This window comes from Olleya sediminilitoris (genome assembly GCF_016785945.1).
GTDB lineage: Bacteria > Bacteroidota > Bacteroidia > Flavobacteriales > Flavobacteriaceae > Olleya > Olleya sediminilitoris.
The window spans coordinates 62,778-82,159 of sequence record NZ_JAEMEF010000007.1; the positions used below are offsets into that span (position 1 = coordinate 62,778).

Consider the following 19,382-nt stretch of genomic DNA (forward strand, 5'->3'; position numbering starts at 1 on the left):
ATTAACTTTTAGGGCGTTTTGCACCATACTTAGATCTACGTTGTGTTCTACCTGCAACACCTGCTGTGTCTAAAGCACCACGAACGATGTGATATCTAACTCCTGGCAAATCTTTTACCCTTCCACCTCTAACCAATACTATCGAGTGCTCTTGTAAATTGTGACCTTCTCCGCCGATGTATGCATTTACTTCGTTTCCGTTTGTTAAACGAACCCTTGCCACCTTACGCATTGCTGAGTTAGGCTTTTTAGGTGTCGTTGTATAAACACGAGTACACACACCACGTCTCTGAGGACACGAATCTAAAGCAGCCGATTTACTCTTCTTGGTTATTTTGGCTCTTCCTTTTCGTACTAATTGTGAAATTGTTGGCATATAATTTTAATATAATTTTATGTTACCTCTCTCTAAGAGGGGTGCAAATGTATGAATTATAATTCATAAATCAAACCTTAATTCATTAATTTTCAATAGAATTTAAAATATATTCAAAGACTCATATTAAATAATAAGTTTTTTACGTTAAATTTATCTCTCACCTTTACAATCACACAAATTGCTTTTAAGAAAATTTATTTTATTACTTTATATTTTACACTCTGTAACCTCACAAAGTCAAAATATTAATTTAAAAATTGAAACCTATCCAAATGCTGAATCAAAAATAATACCATACAACAAGCATCACTACTCATCTAAATCTATCACTAACGAAATTAAAGCATTTCAAAAACAACTATTCAACGAAGGATACTTAAACAATGAAGTTACTGAAATCTCAACAAAGGACTCTACAAATTACAAGTGCATCATAATACTAAAAAACAAAATAAAATTTGTTCATATATATATAGACAAAAAAAACATTACCGATTCAGTATATCAGGAACTAAATCTTACAAAGAGTAAAAACAAAAACTATTATATATCTGAATACACAAAGCTTGAAAAAAACCTAGAACTTCAAAATAGAATAATCAACAACAAAGGCTATCCATTTAGCGAGTTAAGTTTAATTGAAATACAAAAGAAAAATGACTCAACACTTACTGGAAAACTTAAAATTGATACTAATGAAAAAAAACGAGTACTAAACAGAATTGTCATTAAAGGATATGAAAAATTCCCTAAATCTTACCTAAGACACTTTCTTAAAATAAAAAAAGACAAAACCTTTAATTTAGATGAAATTAATACAAAGACAATCAGCTTAAACAATCTTAATTTCTCGAAACAAATAAAAAGTCCCGAAGTCTTATTTTTAAAAGATTCCACCAAACTATATATCTATCTAAAAAAAACACCCAGTAATAATTTTGATGGTTATTTAGGATTTGCAACAAATGAAAATTCTAATAAAATTGAATTTAACGGTTATTTAAACTTAAATTTAATTAACAATTTAAACTATGGAGAAAGTCTTCATCTAGAATACAAATCAGATGAAACGGAACAAAAAAACTTTAACCTGACAACTAACCTTCCTTACATCTTCAACTCTCCAATAGGCATTGAAGCTTCATTAAGCATCCTTAAAAGAGACTCTACCTTTATAAATACCAATCAAAAAGTTGATTTATTTTATCAACTAAATGATAAACACTCTATTTACACAGGTATTTCAACAACCGAATCAAGCGATTTGACAAATGAAAACACTAATTTGAATATAATAGATTATACCAATAACTTTTTTAATATAAAATACCAATACATCAAACATCAAAAGGATGACTTATTATTTCCAATTCAAACTTTTGTAAAAATAGAAACAGGTTATGGCACAAGAAAATCCAACACAAACAATTTAAACCAAACATTAATTAACATAGATGCTAATCACATTTTTAATTTAAATAATAAAAACAGTATTTACTTTAGAACCAGCATTAAGCTACTAAATTCTGAAAATTATTTAGAGAATGAACTTTTTAGATTTGGAGGCATAAACAGCATAAGAGGCTTTACAGAAAACAGTTTAACCGCCAATAGCCTATATATACTTAATACAGAATACAGATACAGACTAAGCAATAGCATTTTTGTTAATTCTATAATTGACGTTGCAACTTTTAAAAACAACTTAATTAAACAAGAGGAAAATCTATACGGATTTGGATTTGGATTTGGAGTCTTAACCAAAGGAGGTTTATTAAGATTTATCTACGCAAATGGAAAGCAAAAAAACGAAGTCTTCAATTTTTCCAACTCAAAAATACATCTAAGCATTAAAACGATATTTTAAGTATTTTAACGCTATTGTAGAATAAATTTTAAATTTTATCAAAAATAATCGTCAAAATGATTGTTTTGTTGGCATTAATTTATGAGTTTTGAGATAAGACTAATTTAATATATCAATATGAAAACAAATTTAAATCGAATTTTAACATTGTTTTGTGTGACATTAGCGAGTTTCGCTTATGCGCAAGAACAAACAATTACCGGAACAATTTCCGATGAAAATGGCTTCCCCTTACCGTCTGCAACCATTGTAGTAAAAGGGACATCAAATGGAAGCACATCAGACTTCGATGGGCAATACACCATTCAAGCAAATACGGGAGAAACATTAGTGTTTAGTTATGTTGGTTATGACACAGTTGAAAAAATTGTATCATCTTCAAGTAGCATTAATATATCTCTTAACCCAGGAAACACATTAGATGAAGTTGTTGTAACAGCGTTAGGGATTAAAAGAGAAAAGAAAAGTTTAGGTTATGCAACTCAGGAAGTTGGAGGAGACGAAGTTTCTAAAGTTAAATCATCAAACTTTGTTAATTCTTTATCTGGTAAAGTAGCTGGATTAGATATTAAAAGCTCTGGTACATTAGGTGGATCAACAAATGTTGTTATTAGAGGTAACGCATCTATAGCTGGAAATAACCAAGCTTTATTTGTAATAGATGGTATACCTGTAGATAACGGTAACTCAAACTCTGCCGGACAAAGAAGTGGTCGTGGTGGTTACGATTATGGTAATGCAGCTTCAGATATCAATCCAGATGATATTGAAACAATAAACGTATTAAAAGGTGCAGCTGCGACAGCTCTTTATGGATCAAGAGCATCTAATGGTGTTGTAATGATTACCACAAAAAAAGGAAAAAAAAGAAAAGGTATTGGTGTAACATTAAACTCTAGTTATACTATAGGAAGTGCTGATTCAGAAACACTTCCAGTATACCAAAAATCTTACGGTGCCGGTTATGGACCGTATTATGATGATCCATCAGGATTCTTTTTTTATGAAGATATCGATGGTGATGGTAATCCTGATTTGATTACTCCAACTACAGAAGACGCTTCTTACGGAGCTGCATTTGACCCATCATTATTAGTATACCAATGGGATGCATTATACCCACAATTAGACACATACCTTCAAGCAACTCCATGGGTAGCAGGAGCAAACGATCCTAATTCAGTATGGAAAAGCGGAGGAACAAGAGTTAACTCTGTTGCTTTAGACGGAGGAAATGACACAAGTAGCTTTAGATTAGGTTTTACTAACATGCTACAAGAAGGAAACTTACCAAACAGTGAAATTAAAAGAAATACAATAAATTTTTCTGCTTCACATAATTTAAGCGACAAATTTACTGCGTCAACTACTTTTACTTACACAAAAACAAATGGAAAAGGAAGATATGGTACTGGATACGATGCAAACAACGTTATGCAACAATTTAGACAATGGTTTCAAACAAATGTTGACTTAGAAGCTCAAAAAAATGCTTATTTTGCAACAGGACAAAACATCACTTGGAACACTTCATCTCCTACAGATTTATCTCCAATTTACTCTGACAATCCATATTGGACATTCTTTGAAAATTATGAAACAGATCAAAGAAACAGATACTTTGGAAACTTTGCCTTAAATTATGAAATCAATGATTGGCTAAGTGCCTTAGGAAGATTCACTTTTGATACTTATTCTGAATTACAAGAAGAAAGAACAAACGTAGGAAGTGCTAACGTTTCAAAATATTCAAGATATAATAACAACGTAGCTGAATATAATTACGACTTTATTTTAACTGCTAATAAAAATTTAACTGACAAACTTAACTTAGAAGGTAATGTTGGTTTTAACCTAAGAAGAAATGATAGAAGCAGTATTTATGCTCAAACTAACGGAGGATTAAACTTACCCGGATTATACTCTTTATCTAATAGTGTTAATGCTATAGAAGCACCTACAGAATATGAAGCTGTTAGCAAAGTTGACGGTCTATATGCAAGAGCAAGTTTAGGTTATGATGGATTAGCTTACTTAGAAGGAACTTACAGAAGAGATAGAGCTTCAACACTACCAATTAAAGACAATACATATGGTTATTTCTCAGTAGCATCAAGTTTAGTTTTTTCTAAATTAATTGATGCTGAATGGTTATCATTTGGAAAACTTAGTGCTAACTATGCTGAAGTTGGAAATGCAACATCTGCATATAGGGTTTTTAATACTTACACAATCGAAACACCTTTTTCTGGTACAGCATATGCCACTAACCCAGGAGCTAGAAACAATTTAGAATTAAAACCTGAAAGACAAGAAAACTACGAATTTGGTCTTGAAGCTCAATTTTTTAATAGAAGAGCTGGACTTAATGTGTCATACTATAACACCACCAACAAAGATCAGATTACTTATGTACCAGTATCTAATGCAACAGGATACTCTTCTGTATTATTAAACGCAGGTACAATAGAAAACAAAGGATGGGAAGTACAATTAAATGTCACACCAATTAAAACAGAAAATTTCAGTTGGGATGTTAACTTAAACTGGGCAAAAAACAAAAGTTTAGTAGTTGAGCTTACTGATGGTATAGACAATCTACAATTAGCGTCATTACAAGGTGGTGTATCTATAAACGCGACTCCCGGTCAACCTTACGGTACAATTAGAGGTACAGATTTTGTTTACCATGAAAACGGCCAACCAATAGTTGGTGCTAATGGATATTATGAAAGAACATCAAATAATGAAATTATTGGTGATATTAATCCTGAGTGGACAGCAGGACTAAACAACAGTATTAATTACAAAAACTTTAATCTAAGTTTTTTAATTGATATGCAAAAAGGAGGAGATGTATTTTCTCTTGATACATGGTACGGTTATGCTACAGGTTTATACGATATTACTGCTGGATCAAATGACTTAGGTAATCCCGTAAGAAACCCAGTAACATCTGGTGCTGATAGTGGTGGTATAATTTTGCCTGGAGTTCAAGCAGACGGAACACCAAACACAGTTAGAGCAGATGCTAGCACATATGCTAACCCTTGGGGATATGCTAGAGCTACAAATAGCCAACACGTATATGACGCTGGTTTTATAAAATTAAGAGAAGCAAGCTTAACATATTCTTTTAACGACGATATGTTAAGTAGACTACCATTCACTGGAGCATCAATATCTCTAATTGGTAGAAACCTTTGGATTATAGATAAAAACACACCTTATGCAGATCCAGAAGCTGGTTTAAGTTCAGGAAATATTCAAGGATACCAATCTGGTTCTTATCCAACAATACGTGAAATTGGAGCATCATTAAAGTTACAATTCTAAAAAACAAAAAATTATGAAAAAAACATATATAACAATTTTATCAATCTTGGTATTATTCTCATGTCAAACAGATGAATTATACGAGGATTTAAATAGAGACCCAAAAAACCCAACACAAGTCGATGCAGACTTTTTGTTTAATGGAGCTGTAAAAAGCTTATTTGATCAAATGACCAGCACAAATGTTAATTCAAACATCTTTAGATTATTTGGGCAGTATTGGACACAAACAACTTACATTGATGAGAGTAATTACAACCTAACAGAACGTAATATCCCTGAAAGTCATTGGTCAGAAATATACAGAGATGTGTTATTAGACTTAAAAACAGCTAAGGACATAACTACATCTTCAACTAGTAAAGCACAAATTGAAATTTTAATGATTTATGCTTGGCAACAAATGGTAGATACTTTTGGTGATATACCTTATACAGAGGCATTAGGAGATGTTACATTACCTAAATATGATGATGCAGAAACTATTTACACCGATTTAATTACAAGGGTAAATGAAGCTATCCCAAATCTAACAGGTAACGGTTTTATAACTTCAGATAAAATCTATGGTGGAGACATGACAGCTTGGAATAAGTTTGCTAATTCTTTAAAGTTAAGATTAGGAATTAGGTTATCTGATGTAAACCCAACTTTATCTCAATCAACAGTTGAAGCTGCTTACACTGCAGGAGTATTCTCATCAAACGACGATAATGCATTACTTGCTTATGAGTCTGCAACACCTAACACAAACCCAATATGGGTTGACTTAGTTCAAACAGGAAGAACTGATTACGTTATCGCTAATACTCTAGCTGATGTAATGAATACGTTAAATGACCCAAGGAGACCTGAATATTTTGATGATAATCTAGGGGCTGGAATCTACGAAGGAGGCCCTTATGGAGATAACAATTCATTTCCTGGATATACTCACATAGCAGGATATGATGATGAATTAGATATACATGACCCTGAAGCTAAAGGAGTATTATTAGACTATAGTGAAGTTTCTTTTTATTTAGCTGAAGCTGCTGCTAGAAATTGGTCTGTTGGAGGTACTGTAGAAGAACACTATGAAAATGGAATTACAGCTTCATTTGAATATTGGGAAGCTTCAGACTTAACAACTTATTTAGCAAATCCAGCTGTAGCCTATGCAACAGCATCTGGAGATTGGAGAGAGAAGATTGGAACTCAATTTTGGTTAGCAATGTACAATAGAGGATTTGAAGGTTGGACAGTTTGGAGAAAATTTGACAGTCCACAGTTTAACTTACCAGTTAATACGGGTGATCCAATTCCTACCAGATATACATACCCTGTTAACGAACAAAATCTAAATGAAATTAACTGGGGTAAAGCATCAACTGCAATAGGAGGAGATACCAAAACCACTAAATTGTTTTGGGATATAAATTAATATTTCTTTAACATTTTATCAAAAGCCTTGAAAATTATTCCAAGGCTTTTTTTTTAGAAAAAATTATCCATAAAACATTATCATGCAAATAATTAGAACATGAATTACTTCTAAACATTAAGAGTACAACATATTGAATTAATCTAAACAAAAGATAAGAATCATTAAACATTTCATTCGTGTAGAACAAAAATTATGACAAAAAAGTTGTTTTATTAAGTTTTTATTAAGATTTTTGGCTCAGACTAATTCAAATAAAAATAAAAATGAAAACAAAGTTTAGTGGAATTTTAACGCTATTTCTAGCGTTTGTTGTGCAAATATCGTTTGCACAAGACAAAACAGTTTCAGGTGTCGTAACTGACGAAAACGGTTTACCGTTGCCAACTGCCAATGTAGTTGTCGTTGGAACGTCTAATGGAACATCAACAGATTTTGACGGAGGATACTCTATCAATGTAAATGTTGGTGAAAAATTACAATTCAGTTATGTTGGATATAGTAACAAAGAGGTTATAGTTGGTAGTGAAAACACTATCAATATATCTCTAGCTCCTGATAACCAACTAGAAGAAGTGCTAGTAATTGGTTACGGTACTTCTACAAAACAAGCTTTTGCGGGAACAGCAACTACTATTAGTTCTGAAAACCTTGAAGCAAAATCTTTTGCAAATGTTACTCAAGCCTTAGCTGGTGAGGTAGCAGGTGTTACTGTAATTAATACCTCGGGACAACCAGGTACAGTTGCAACTGTACGTGTAAGAGGTTATGGGTCACCATTAGGAAACCGTTCTCCGTTATACGTAGTTGATGGTATACCTTACAATGGTGTCTTTGAATTAAACTCTATTAACCCTTCTGATATTAAGAGTACAACAGTACTTAAAGATGCTACTGCTACTGCTATATATGGTTCAAGAGGAGCAAATGGAGTTGTATTAATCACGACTAAAACTGGTTCTAGAACTGATGGTTATGTAGAAGTTGATTTTAAATCTGGAGTTAACATGCAAATCATACCAAGGTATGATGTAATTACTAACCCTGAGGAATACATTGGATATGTTTGGGAAGGATTAAAAAACAGAGGTCAAGTTACAGGTAATCCAGATCCAGCAGGATTTGCGAATTCAACATTATTTACCGACGATGGTATAGGTGCTGGATACAATATGTGGGATGTTGCAACAGCTGAAGAATTAATTGATCCTACAACTGGACAAGTTAGAGCAGGTGTTAATAGATTATTTACACCTGAAAGATACGCTGATATAGCATTTGGAACTGGTATAAGAACAGAATCCAATGTTAGAATTGGTGGAGGATCAGAAAAATCAAAATACTTTGCTTCTGTTGGGTACTACGATGAAAAAGGATATTCAATAAACTCTGATTTTAAAAGAGTTACAGCTAGATTAAATTTAGACTCTGATGTAAAAGATTGGTTAAACGTTGGGGTAAACATTGGTTATTCAACTTCTAAAACCACAAACAATGGTCAGATAGAAGGATCTGAAAATATATTTGAATTTGCTGATAAAATGGCACCTATATATCCAGTATATGCTCGTTTTCCAAATACAGGTACTTTAATTCCTGATAATATTTATGGTGGATACCAATTTGATTATGGATCGCCTACTGGAGACTATAATGGTTTTACTAGAAATAGACCTAATGCCAATTTATTAAACCCAATTGGATCTGCAACACTTGATAACGACCTTAGAAATACCCAAGGAATAAACGGTAATATTTCTATGAAATTCAAAATCTCTGATGACTTAAGTTTCGAAAATACTTTTGGTGGACAATATTCTTTTTTTAGAAGAAATAATGCATCTAATCATGTATACGGAACTGGAGCAAACACAAATGGAAGTTTATCAGTAACTGATCAAGTTAGGTGGACTAAGTCATTTTTACAGTTATTGAAATATAATGCTCCATTTTCAAATGACAGACACTCTTTAGAGATTTTAGCGGCTCACGAATCGTTTGAATCTAGCTTTACTCAATCAAGACAATTTATGCAAAATGTAATTGTACCTGGTATATATAATTTAAGTAATTATTTAGAAACAGCAGGTTTACCTGATGGATATGAAAATGCTTCTGCTATAGAATCTTATTTTGGTAAAGTAGATTACAATTTTGACAATACATACTTTTTAACTGGTTCAGTTCGTACTGATGGATCATCTAGGTTTGTTAATGATCAATGGGGTGTATTTGGATCTATAGGAGCTGCATGGATAGTAAGTAATGAAGAATTCTTACAGGATAGTTTTATGTCTTATTTAAAAGTTAAAGCATCTTATGGTATAACAGGAGATCAGCAGGGTGTTAGTACAACACGTGGGTTTGATACTTATAATTCTAGTTTAGTTGGTGGAGAATTAGCTTTAGACTTAAATATCGTTGGAAATCCTGATTTAACTTGGGAAACTTCTAAGATGATACAAGGAGGATTAGAAATGAGTTTTGGTAATTATTTAGATGTAAATTTAGATTACTACAGAAAAAATACTGACAACTTATTTTTTAACCAACGTGTAGGACCTTCAGCTGGAATATCTAGTATTAGAGTTAATGATGGTGAGATTTTAAATGCAGGTTTAGAATTTGATGTAACAGGACATATTGTTAATACTAAAGATTTCAAATTAGATCTTTCTGTAAATGGTGAAGTTTTAAGTAACGAAATGAAAAGAATGCCTATAGATCCAAGTACAGGTGTTAGTAAAATAATTGATTCAGGATCATCATTAGATAGCGGTCTTTATGCTTTTGCGGAAGGTAGATCAATGTTTGATTTTTGGATGAGAGAATGGGCTGGAGTTGACCCATCAAATGGTTCACCTTTATGGTACCAATATTATGATGATGCCAATAATAACGGTGTACTTGATGCTGGTGAAGAATCTTTTTCTATCGATGATGGTAATGGTAATGATTTAAACACTTCTGGTTCTCTTTTTGAATATCAAAAGAAAAAACAAGGAAGCAATATCAAAAGAACTGTAACTGACACGTATGCTGATGCAACTCAAGTATTCATTGATAAATCATTTATACCTGATTTAAGAGGTGCTTTAAGACTTTCTGCTAGATACAAAAACTTTGATTTATCTACTCAATTTACTTACAGCATTGGTGGTTATGCTTATGATGCGCAATACGCAGAATTAATGAGTGATCGTTTTGGTGCTGCTGGTAATAATTATCATACTGATATATCTAACAGATGGCAAAACCCAGGAGATATAACAGATGTACCAATTTTATCAGACAATGCTATAGTTAATGGTACAAGTGCTTCAACAAGATTTATAACTAGTACAGACTATTTAGCGTTAAACAATGCTAGAATTGGATACACTTTACCAAGTAAAATGTTAGATAATATTGCTATTGATGCTCTAAATTTCTGGGTATCTGGAGATAACTTATTCATTAAGTCTGCTAGAGAAGGATTTAACCCTTCTATTAATGAAACGGGTAATTCTGGGCGTAGAACTTATGCTCCTCCAACAACAATTACGTTAGGAGCAAGAATTAAATTTTAAAAAAAAAAAAATGAAAAAAATATTAAAAATCGCTTTTGTATCAAGTTTGATGCTAAGCATTACAGGATGTTCTGATGATCTTCTAGATAATACTGGTGTCTCAGGAACTAGTCAACCAACTCAATTCCTGACTTCAGATCAATTAGCTGAAGGGGCAGAAACTAATTTAGCAATTCCAGCTGCTTTCATTAATGGATTGTATGCACAGATGATACAAGCTGGATCAGGAGGAACTACTAACCATGATGACTTTGGTCATAAATCTTATGATGTTTTTGGAGACATGCTTTCTGGTGACATGGCTTTAAGTAATAGTACTTTTGGATGGTATCGTGCCGAAATAACAGAGTTTCAAGCACCATTAGATTTTACTAGAGCAAGAAACAGAATGGTTTGGAGGTACTATTATAGAATAGTAAGGTCTGCAAATACTGTTATTGAAAACTTAGGAGGTAACAATGCAATACCAGAAATAGAAGAAAACAAGTATGCTATGGGTCAAGCCAAAGCAATGAGAGCTCACTCATACTTCTATTTGACACAATATTTTCAAAAAGAATATAATGCATCTGAAGAAATATTACCATTATATACAGAGCCACAAAATCAAAACCTTCCAAAATCTACAGCTGAACAAGTTTATGATTTAATGGAAAATGATTTGACAGAAGCAATAGAATTATTAGATGGATTTAATAGAGCTGCTAAAAACCAAGTAAATCAAGATGTAGCTAAAGCTATATTAGCATATGTATTAGGCGCTAAAGGAGGTAGAGATGTAGATGTAGCTTCTTTAACTAATGATGTTATTAATTCAGGTAATTATTCAATGCTAGCAAGTGGAGATGTAACAAATTGTTTCTGTGATGTAAATAATCCAAGTTGGATGTGGGGTATTGATGTAACTGAAAATAACGGATTAGGACTAATCTCTTGGTGGGGACAAATTGATCAATTTTCATACAGTTATGCTTGGGCAGGTGATTATAAAGCAATTGATGCTGATTTATATGATGCTATTCCAAATAACGACTTTAGAAAGGCACAATTTATAAATAATCCAACTAATGATAGACACTTACAACCTGCTGGTAAATTTTATGCATCTGGTTCTATAGGTGGAACATCACAAGTTGTAACTGCTGATTATGTATACATGCGTGTTGAAGAAATGTATTTACTAAATGCTGAAGCAAATGCAAAACTAGGTTTTGATGGTCCAGCTAGAACAAGCTTAAAAGCTTTATTAGACAATAGACTAACTGATGCTTCATATGTAGATGCATTATCAGGTCAAGCTTTACAAGACGAAATATACCTTCAAACTAGAATTGAGTTATGGGGAGAAGGAAAATCTTTCTTAGCAATGAAACGTAATAAAGCAACTACACAAAGAGGTGATAATCACTTATCTTTTGTAGGAGAGGCTATCGATTACAATGATGAGAGAATGCAATTTGAAATTCCTCAAGATGAGATCCAAAATAATCCATTTTTAGGATCACAAAACCAATAATTTAAACTAATTAAAAACACTTTTTTACTTCATGTAAAAAAGTGTTTTTTGCTAAAATCAAATCTTATGAAAAATAATAAAATAATATTATTAATATTTATGTTTGCTTTATTCATATTCACAAGTTGTGAAGAAGAAGTAGAAGCTCCTGGAACGAATTATGTTTCATTTGAAAATAACAGGACATTAGAAGTTGAAGCAGACGGTACATCAACATTTGAAGTAATGGTCTATTCAGCAAACATTGTTGATTCTGACAGAACATTCAACATTATGTTATCACCAGATTCTACTTTAGACCCTTCAACTTACACTTTACCCTCTACGGTTACAATACCAGGTTCTACAAATGTTGGTAAAATAGATATTTCAATAACAGATGTTGACTTAACATTAGCTAACTCAGAATCGATAATCTTAAACTTACAGGGTGGTGATGGTCTTTTCTTAGGTGATGGAATAACATTATCTGTATTAGAAGAGTGTTTATTTAACAAAGTTAATTTAAATATCACTTTAGATGATTGGCCAGAAGAATTATACTGGGCAATAGAAGATGCTGAAGGTAATGTAGTAGTAGAAAACGGACCATATGCTTCATATGCTAATGCATATGCTGGATTATCAGGGTCAATTGAAACTACACTATGTGTTGAAAGTGGTACATACCAGTTTATTGTTTCTGATGATTACGGAGATGGTGCTGGAGCAATAGAACTTATCACGTCTACAGGAACTGTATTGTTTAGTTCTGATGGATCATATGGTTCAGGATCAAGCGCAACGTTTACGTTACCATAACTTAAGTGTTAGAATATTTAAAAAGAGCCTGCAATTTGCAGGCTCTTTTTTTATACCTTTGTATCATGGAAAAATCAACTCAAATATTTGGTCTTAGAGCTATTATTGAAGCATTAAATGCAGGAGAAAATGTAGATAAAGTCTTTTTACAAAAAGGGCTAAAAGGAGAACTGTTTCAAGAGTTACAAGCTGTATTGAAAGATAAAAGAGTTAATTCGTCTTACGTACCTGTTGAAAAACTAAACCGACTAACTAAAAATAATCATCAAGGTGCTGTTGCACAAATAGCTCCTATTAAGTTTTATGACATTGAAGAACTTTATGAAAAAGTGTCTGCAAAAAATGAAAGGCCTTTATTTTTGTTACTGGATCAATTAAGTGACGTTAGAAATTTTGGAGCTATTATACGTACTGCTGAATGTACAGGTGTTGATGGAATAATAATCCAAAGTAAAGGTGCTGCTCCTGTAAATGGAGACACTATTAAAACAAGTGCTGGAGCTGTATTTAAAATTCCAATTTGTAGAGTGGATCATATTAAAGATGCTGTGTTTTTTCTTCAAGCCTCAGATATAAAAGTTATAGCTGCTACTGAAAAAACTGATAACACAATTTTTGATGTGTCTTTTAAAAAGCCTTGCGCAATAATAATGGGATCAGAAGGTCGTGGAATAAATCCTTCTATTTTGAAAATTGCAGATGAAAAAGCTAAATTACCTTTGTTAGGAGATATTGAATCCCTTAATGTAAGCGTTGCTTGTGGTGCATTTTTATATGAGGCTGTAAGGCAACGATTATAAATCGTTGCTACTTGTTTTATTTTCTTTAAAAGTGTAGTGTATTTTTAATGGTAACGTTGAATCTGATTCTTGTAAATCTAAATCCTCCTCCTCCTCCTCTACCCTTTCTATAAAGTATCCGTTTTCATCAAATTGTTGTAAAAACTCATCGTCTGCTTCATTATAATCAGGCTCTTCCCAAACATAACGTTTTGGTTTTGCTATTTGCTTTCTAAAAAACAAAGCAAATAATAACCCTACTATTAAACCACTTAAATGTCCTTCCCATGAAATACCTTCTTCTAAGGGAATGGTATTCCAAATCATACTTCCGTACAAGAATGCTACTAATAATGATAATGCTATTAACCTATAATATTTAGCAAAAACACCTTTAAAAAAAATAAAACTTGCTAAGACGTATATTAAACCACTAGCTCCAATATGGTATGAAGGTCTACCAATACACCAAGTTAAAAAGCCTGACAAAAGAATACCGTAAATTAATACCTTAAATGCTATGGATCTATAAAAATAAAATAATGCTGTGGTTAACACAAACAAAGGAATAGTGTTATGCCATAAATGCGAAATACCAGAATGTATAAAGGGACTACAAATTACACCTATTAAACCCGTCAGATTTTGTGGGTAAATACCAAGAAAGTTTAATGAAAAACCATACCTTATTTCGGTAGCAAAAATTAACCATAATAATATCACAAATGCTATAGGATAAATTAAAACGTCATTGGTAAATTTAAAAGGTTCTTGGTGTTTCATTGTTAATTAGATAGCAAATAGTTATCCATTTTTAATGTAATGCAATAATGTCAGTTGGTAGGTGCGTGAGGGATGGAACGGTTTGTTTGAAATCCTTTTTGCCTAAGCGAAAAGATTGAGTAGTGAGAGCCCGACTTTTTTGTGAAGAATGAGCAAAAAAGGCACGCCAAAACAAAATTTAATTTAATTTTACAGTATGAATACGCCTTTAGCAGAAAGATTACGTCCAAAAACATTAGATGACTATATAAGTCAATCGCATTTAGTGGGTCCAAACGGAACTTTAACAACTCATATTAAACAAGGTATTATTCCGAGTATGATACTTTGGGGACCACCTGGAATAGGCAAAACTACCTTGGCCAATATTATTGCTACTACCTCTAATAGACCGTTTTATACTTTAAGCGCAATTAGCTCTGGTGTAAAGGATGTACGTGAGGTAATTGATAAGGCTAAAAATAGTGGTGGTTTGTTTACTGCTAAAAACCCGATTTTATTTATTGATGAAATCCATAGGTTTAGTAAATCTCAACAAGATAGTTTATTGCAAGCTGTAGAAAAGGGTTGGGTGACATTAATTGGTGCAACGACTGAAAACCCTAGTTTTGAAGTAATATCGGCATTATTGTCACGCTGTCAGGTTTATATCTTAAAAGCTTTTGAAAAAACCGATTTAGAAGACCTTTTAAAGCGTGCTATTAAAAAAGATGAGTACTTATCGCAAAAAAACATAACACTTAAAGAAACCAGTGCTTTATTACGTTTATCTGGTGGTGATGCTAGAAAATTATTAAATATTTTTGAGCTAATTGTAAATAGTGAAGATAAAGATCCTGTAACTATTACTGATGCTATGGTGTTAGATAAGGTACAAAATAATACTGTTCGCTATGATAAAACTGGTGAACAGCATTATGATATTATTTCGGCATTTATAAAATCTATAAGAGGTAGTGACCCAAATGCTGCTGTATATTACTTAGCTAGAATGGTTGAAGGTGGTGAGGACGTAAAGTTTATTGCTAGACGCATGTTAATTTTGGCTAGTGAGGACATTGGTAATGCTAATCCTACTGCATTGGTAATGGCTAATACAACATTTCAAGCTGTAACAACTATTGGCTATCCTGAATCTAGAATTATTTTAAGCCAATGTGCGACATACCTTGCGTGCTCACCAAAAAGTAATGCTGCTTATATGGCTATTAACCATGCACAACAATTAGTTAAACAAACTGGAGATTTAAGTGTACCACTAAATATCAGGAATGCACCTACAAAATTAATGAAAGATATTGGTTATGGTGATGACTATAAATACAGCCATGATTATGACAATAATTTTGCTACGCAAGAGTTTTTACCTAAAGAGATTAGTAATACTAAACTATACCAACCTGGTAACAATGCTAGAGAAAATGCCCAACGTGAATTTTTAAGATCACGTTGGAAAGAAAAATATGGATATTAAAATTTAATATCTAACATTTGTTTTTGTAAGATACCTTTATCGTAGTATTCAATATACCAGCTATTATCTTTCTTGTAAATGATAGCTTCTTTACCTTCTACTATAAAAACATTTTCAAGATTGGTGTTTTTAATTTTATAGACTACTTTAGGTTGGCTATCTAATAATTGAAACCCTTCTGAAATTTTTTGAGCATAAAGCATTGAGTCTTTTGCTTTTGTTTCAATAATTGTTGCTTCAGCTTCTTGAATGTCAGGAACCGTTTCTTTAACTGTCTTGTTTAAGATAACTGGTTGGGTTTCTGTTGTAGCAGAATAATTATGTTTAAATGTTTCAAAAGTTTTAATAGTATTACGCAATGCTACGTTATAAGCTACCTTATATTCTTTGTCTCTAGACACTCCTTCTTGAGAGGTAAAAACTACTTGATTTTTACAGTTTTTAAAATTAATTTTTAGCTTAGTTTTAAACATGCTACTATCTTCTGTAACATCTGCATACAATACTAAACATCCATTGTTTGCTGCATCTGATGGTAATTGCTCAGAATCTAGAAAAACTGTAAAATTTTGTTTTTCTAATAAAAATTTGGTCAAGCCATTTAGTCTATAATTATTAGGCTTTTTTTGACAAGAAAATTGCTCTGGCACAACTACATACTTGTAGTCATTAAGTTCTGATTGAGCATATAAACCAAATGATAGATTTAATAATAAAAATAAGATTAAAGTAATTTTATATTTAAGTTTCATAGTTATAAATAATCTTTAATGTCTAATAAATTCTGGACAACTTTAATGTCCTTTGTCAGTTCTGTTTTATGATAATTAAAACAAATGGCATCTAAACCAATGTTTAAAGCACCTTGTATATCTGCTTCGTAACTATCACCAATCATGATACTGTTTGATGTTTCGGCTTTAGCCGAATTTAATGCAAAATTAAATATTTTAGGATTCGGTTTTTTAACTCCTGCACTTTCAGAGTTTGTAATGGTCTCAAAATAATGATCCAGTTTTGAGGCTTTTAATTTATTATTCTGAGCTTCTTTAAATCCATTTGTAATAATATGTAAAGTATATTTTGTTTTTAAATAATCTAAAAGCTGAAATGTACCTTCAAACACATGATTAAAACTTGATAAGTTAGTAATATAATCGTCTGACAATTGATGTATTAAATTATCCTGAACCGTATAATTTAAAGCATCAAAAGTATCTTTTAATCTATGATATCTTAAATAGTCCTTAGTAACTTTTTCATCGCGATACAACTTCCAATATTGAAGATTTATAGGTTCATAAAAACTTAAAAAATCTTTAATGTTAGTACCAACTTTATGTTTCTTGAAAATAAAATCGAAAGTCAATGCAGAGTTTTTATCAAAATCCCAAAGTGTATGATCTAAATCAAAAAAAACATGTTGAATATTATTTAGTTTTTGCATCTATAATTATGTTGAATAAGTTTTTAAAATGTTGCCAACGTGGATTGTTACCAAAGGTATAATTATGAAACACTGGTACAAAGGTACCATTTACTTGTTTTATAGACTGTATTAATCGTTTTAAAGCCTGTTGCTTATCTAATAAAGAATGGTACTTTAAAAAGGCAAAATCTAAGGCTTGAAATGGCACTATTTTTAATGGTGTTTGTACTTCAAAATCCAAATCATAAAATAAAAAAGGTGTACATGTACCTGCTCTAAAACCTAAATAATTAACATAACCCATGGTAAAGTCTTCTGGTATTTCTAACTCTACTAAATGACGATAAGACTCTGGCAAATTAACTTTTGAAAACGAATGTCTTGAACCTACAATTGCAGTGTTAATAATGCGTTCCATTCGTGCTTTTTCTTCTTTTAAAATCTCGATATTAGATAACGCAAAAAAAGAGGTTTTAATACCAACTTGACAATAGTCGCCAACGTGTTTTATAAGTGAAATAAATTTTTGTTTCTGAAAATTTATATTTTTATCGTAGGTCGAAAAATCGCCCAATAAAAAGAAAAAAACAAACTTATATTTTGAAGTTTTTTGCTTATTAATTACGTATTTATATGTGTCGTATGGGTCACGTTTAAAGCCCATAACAACAGAATATCTTTGGTATAAACGTTTAAATTTAAATGTAAAAAAATCTTTAAACGTACCTCCTATTGTACGCATCAACCCTTTTAATTTATAATCATAAGCTACTGGAATATCTATTACAGGTCTAACAGTATATTTTTGGTCTGGAAAATCAAAATCAGGATAGTTATCTTGTAAAATAGCTTTAAATTTATAAGCCCAAATATCTACAACAGGTTGGTCTAAAAATTTATTTTTAAAAGCTAAACTTTCTTGTGCAGTGAAACGTCCATAGTCATCTTTTACATGAGGTAAATACTCTTCATAACGACTAATTAGATAAAACGTAGCTGCAAAAACATCAAATGGTAAGGCACTTTTTTCTCCAGTAGGAAAAAAGCATTTAGTCTCTTCCCATGGTAATACATTTATATCCAAATCGGATAAACCTTGTTCAAAAAGTAACTCGTTTGCGCGTACAAAAATCTCGTTACTTAAAGGTTGCCTTGTGTACGACATTTTTAAGCTGTCATGTGCAATAAATTCCTCTATAACGGTTGTAAAGTTTACTGGAATCCCTAAAATTCTGGTACAAATTTGTTTAAAAACATATTTGAATCTAGGTGTAATTTTATGTGTGTATACTAGTAGCATTTACAGTAGGTTTTCGTCTGCAAAGCTAAAATAAGCGTTTTCTGTAACAATTAAATGGTCTAAGACTTTTATATCTAAACTTTGTGCTGCAGTTTTAAGTTTTAAAGTTACGGCTTTGTCTGCTTGACTTGGAACTAATGTACCTGATGGATGGTTGTGCGATAAAATAAGTCCCACTGCTCCAACCTCTAAAGCCGTTTTTAAAACCAAACGTGTATCTACTAAAGTACCTGTAATTCCGCCTTTACTTAATTGACTTTTATGTATCACTTTATTAGAGTTGTTTAAATATATAATCCAAAATTCCTCATGTGGTAACTCTCCAATAATAGGTTGCATAAGTTCAAAAACAGATTTACTTGAAGTAATTTTCTTTTTTTGCAAAGCTTCCTCTCCTCTTCGACGTCTTCCTAGCTCTAAGGCAGCAATAATGCTAATGGCTTTAGCTTCACCTATTCCTTTAAATTCCAATAATTGTTTGATACTAAGTTTACCTAATTCGCTTAAATTATTATCTACACTAGACAAGATGCGTTTACACAAGGACACAGCACTTTCATTTCTGTTTCCAGAGCCTATTAGAATAGCAACTAATTCGGCATCACTTAAAGATGCTTTTCCTTTGTATAATAGTTTTTCTCTAGGTTGATCATCTTGAGACCAATTTTTAATTGAAAATGAAGTACTTTTATCAGACATTTTATAAAACTACATATAATTTTGTAA

The 19,382-nt window shown here is 31.9% G+C and carries 14 protein-coding genes; 8 read left to right on the top strand and 6 right to left on the bottom strand.

Going from position 1 to position 19,382, the window contains the following annotated elements; genetic code table 11:
- Position 1: 1 nt before the first annotated feature.
- Positions 2-376 carry a 30S ribosomal protein S12 gene (rpsL, locus tag JAO71_RS09495; RefSeq protein ID WP_028283866.1) on the bottom strand — a complete coding sequence of 125 codons (375 nt, stop codon included), beginning with the start codon at positions 374-376 and terminating at the stop codon, positions 2-4.
- Between the two features lie 181 nt (positions 377-557).
- Here rpsL and JAO71_RS09500 point away from each other — a divergent pair, with 181 nt between their 5' ends.
- The 7 genes from JAO71_RS09500 (at position 558) to rlmB (ending at position 13,691) form a co-directional block, all read left to right on the top strand.
- On the top strand, positions 558-2,246 hold the full coding sequence (locus tag JAO71_RS09500; RefSeq protein ID WP_116823365.1) for a ShlB/FhaC/HecB family hemolysin secretion/activation protein: 1,689 nt from the start codon (positions 558-560) through the stop codon (positions 2,244-2,246).
- Between the two features lie 117 nt (positions 2,247-2,363).
- Positions 2,364-5,582: a SusC/RagA family TonB-linked outer membrane protein gene (locus JAO71_RS09505; protein WP_116823366.1), complete on the top strand. Its 3,219-nt coding sequence runs from the start codon at positions 2,364-2,366 to the stop codon at positions 5,580-5,582.
- A gap of 13 nt (positions 5,583-5,595) precedes the next feature.
- The gene (locus tag JAO71_RS09510) at positions 5,596-7,005 is read left to right on the top strand and encodes a SusD/RagB family nutrient-binding outer membrane lipoprotein (RefSeq protein WP_054851682.1); all 1,410 of its coding nucleotides are present in this window, start codon (positions 5,596-5,598) and stop codon (positions 7,003-7,005) included.
- 266 nt (positions 7,006-7,271) lie between these two features.
- Positions 7,272-10,574: a SusC/RagA family TonB-linked outer membrane protein gene (locus JAO71_RS09515; protein WP_116823368.1), complete on the top strand. Its 3,303-nt coding sequence runs from the start codon at positions 7,272-7,274 to the stop codon at positions 10,572-10,574.
- A 10-nt stretch (positions 10,575-10,584) separates the two neighbouring features.
- Positions 10,585-12,090, top strand: a complete 1,506-nt coding sequence (locus tag JAO71_RS09520) for a RagB/SusD family nutrient uptake outer membrane protein (RefSeq protein WP_203000460.1) — start codon at positions 10,585-10,587, stop codon at positions 12,088-12,090.
- Between the two features lie 66 nt (positions 12,091-12,156).
- Positions 12,157-12,891: a hypothetical protein gene (locus JAO71_RS09525; protein ID WP_203000462.1), complete on the top strand. Its 735-nt coding sequence runs from the start codon at positions 12,157-12,159 to the stop codon at positions 12,889-12,891.
- Positions 12,892-12,956: 65 nt separating this feature from the next.
- The gene (gene rlmB / locus JAO71_RS09530; RefSeq protein ID WP_203000471.1) at positions 12,957-13,691 is read left to right on the top strand and encodes a 23S rRNA (guanosine(2251)-2'-O)-methyltransferase RlmB; all 735 of its coding nucleotides are present in this window, start codon (positions 12,957-12,959) and stop codon (positions 13,689-13,691) included.
- Here the strand turns inward: rlmB and JAO71_RS09535 are convergent.
- Entirely contained in the window at positions 13,686-14,453 is a 768-nt protein-coding gene (locus JAO71_RS09535; RefSeq protein WP_203000473.1) for a rhomboid family intramembrane serine protease, read from the bottom strand. The genes rlmB and JAO71_RS09535 overlap by 6 nt on opposite strands.
- A 196-nt stretch (positions 14,454-14,649) precedes the next feature.
- Between JAO71_RS09535 and JAO71_RS09540 the strand changes: the two genes are divergently transcribed.
- Positions 14,650-15,927 (top strand): replication-associated recombination protein A, encoded by a 1,278-nt coding sequence (locus JAO71_RS09540; RefSeq protein ID WP_203000475.1) that lies wholly within the window; start codon positions 14,650-14,652, stop codon positions 15,925-15,927.
- On the opposite strand, the gene JAO71_RS09545 is transcribed toward JAO71_RS09540, so the two are convergent.
- From JAO71_RS09545 to radC, 4 genes are read right to left on the bottom strand one after another with little or no spacing between them, the layout of a single operon-like run.
- A complete protein-coding gene (locus tag JAO71_RS09545) occupies positions 15,924-16,679 on the bottom strand; it encodes a hypothetical protein (protein WP_116823373.1) in 756 nt (251 codons plus the stop codon). The genes JAO71_RS09540 and JAO71_RS09545 overlap by 4 nt on opposite strands.
- Before the next feature lie 2 nt (positions 16,680-16,681).
- Positions 16,682-17,374: a YjjG family noncanonical pyrimidine nucleotidase gene (locus JAO71_RS09550; protein ID WP_116823374.1), complete on the bottom strand. Its 693-nt coding sequence runs from the start codon at positions 17,372-17,374 to the stop codon at positions 16,682-16,684.
- Positions 17,358-18,656: a polysaccharide deacetylase family protein gene (locus JAO71_RS09555; RefSeq protein ID WP_203000477.1), complete on the bottom strand. Its 1,299-nt coding sequence runs from the start codon at positions 18,654-18,656 to the stop codon at positions 17,358-17,360. Before JAO71_RS09555 ends, JAO71_RS09550 begins: the two co-directional genes overlap by 17 nt.
- Positions 18,657-19,355, bottom strand: coding sequence for a RadC family protein (gene radC, locus JAO71_RS09560; RefSeq protein WP_203000479.1), 699 nt, complete (start codon positions 19,353-19,355; stop codon positions 18,657-18,659). It abuts the gene before it with no gap.
- Between the last annotated feature and the right edge of the window lie 27 nt (positions 19,356-19,382).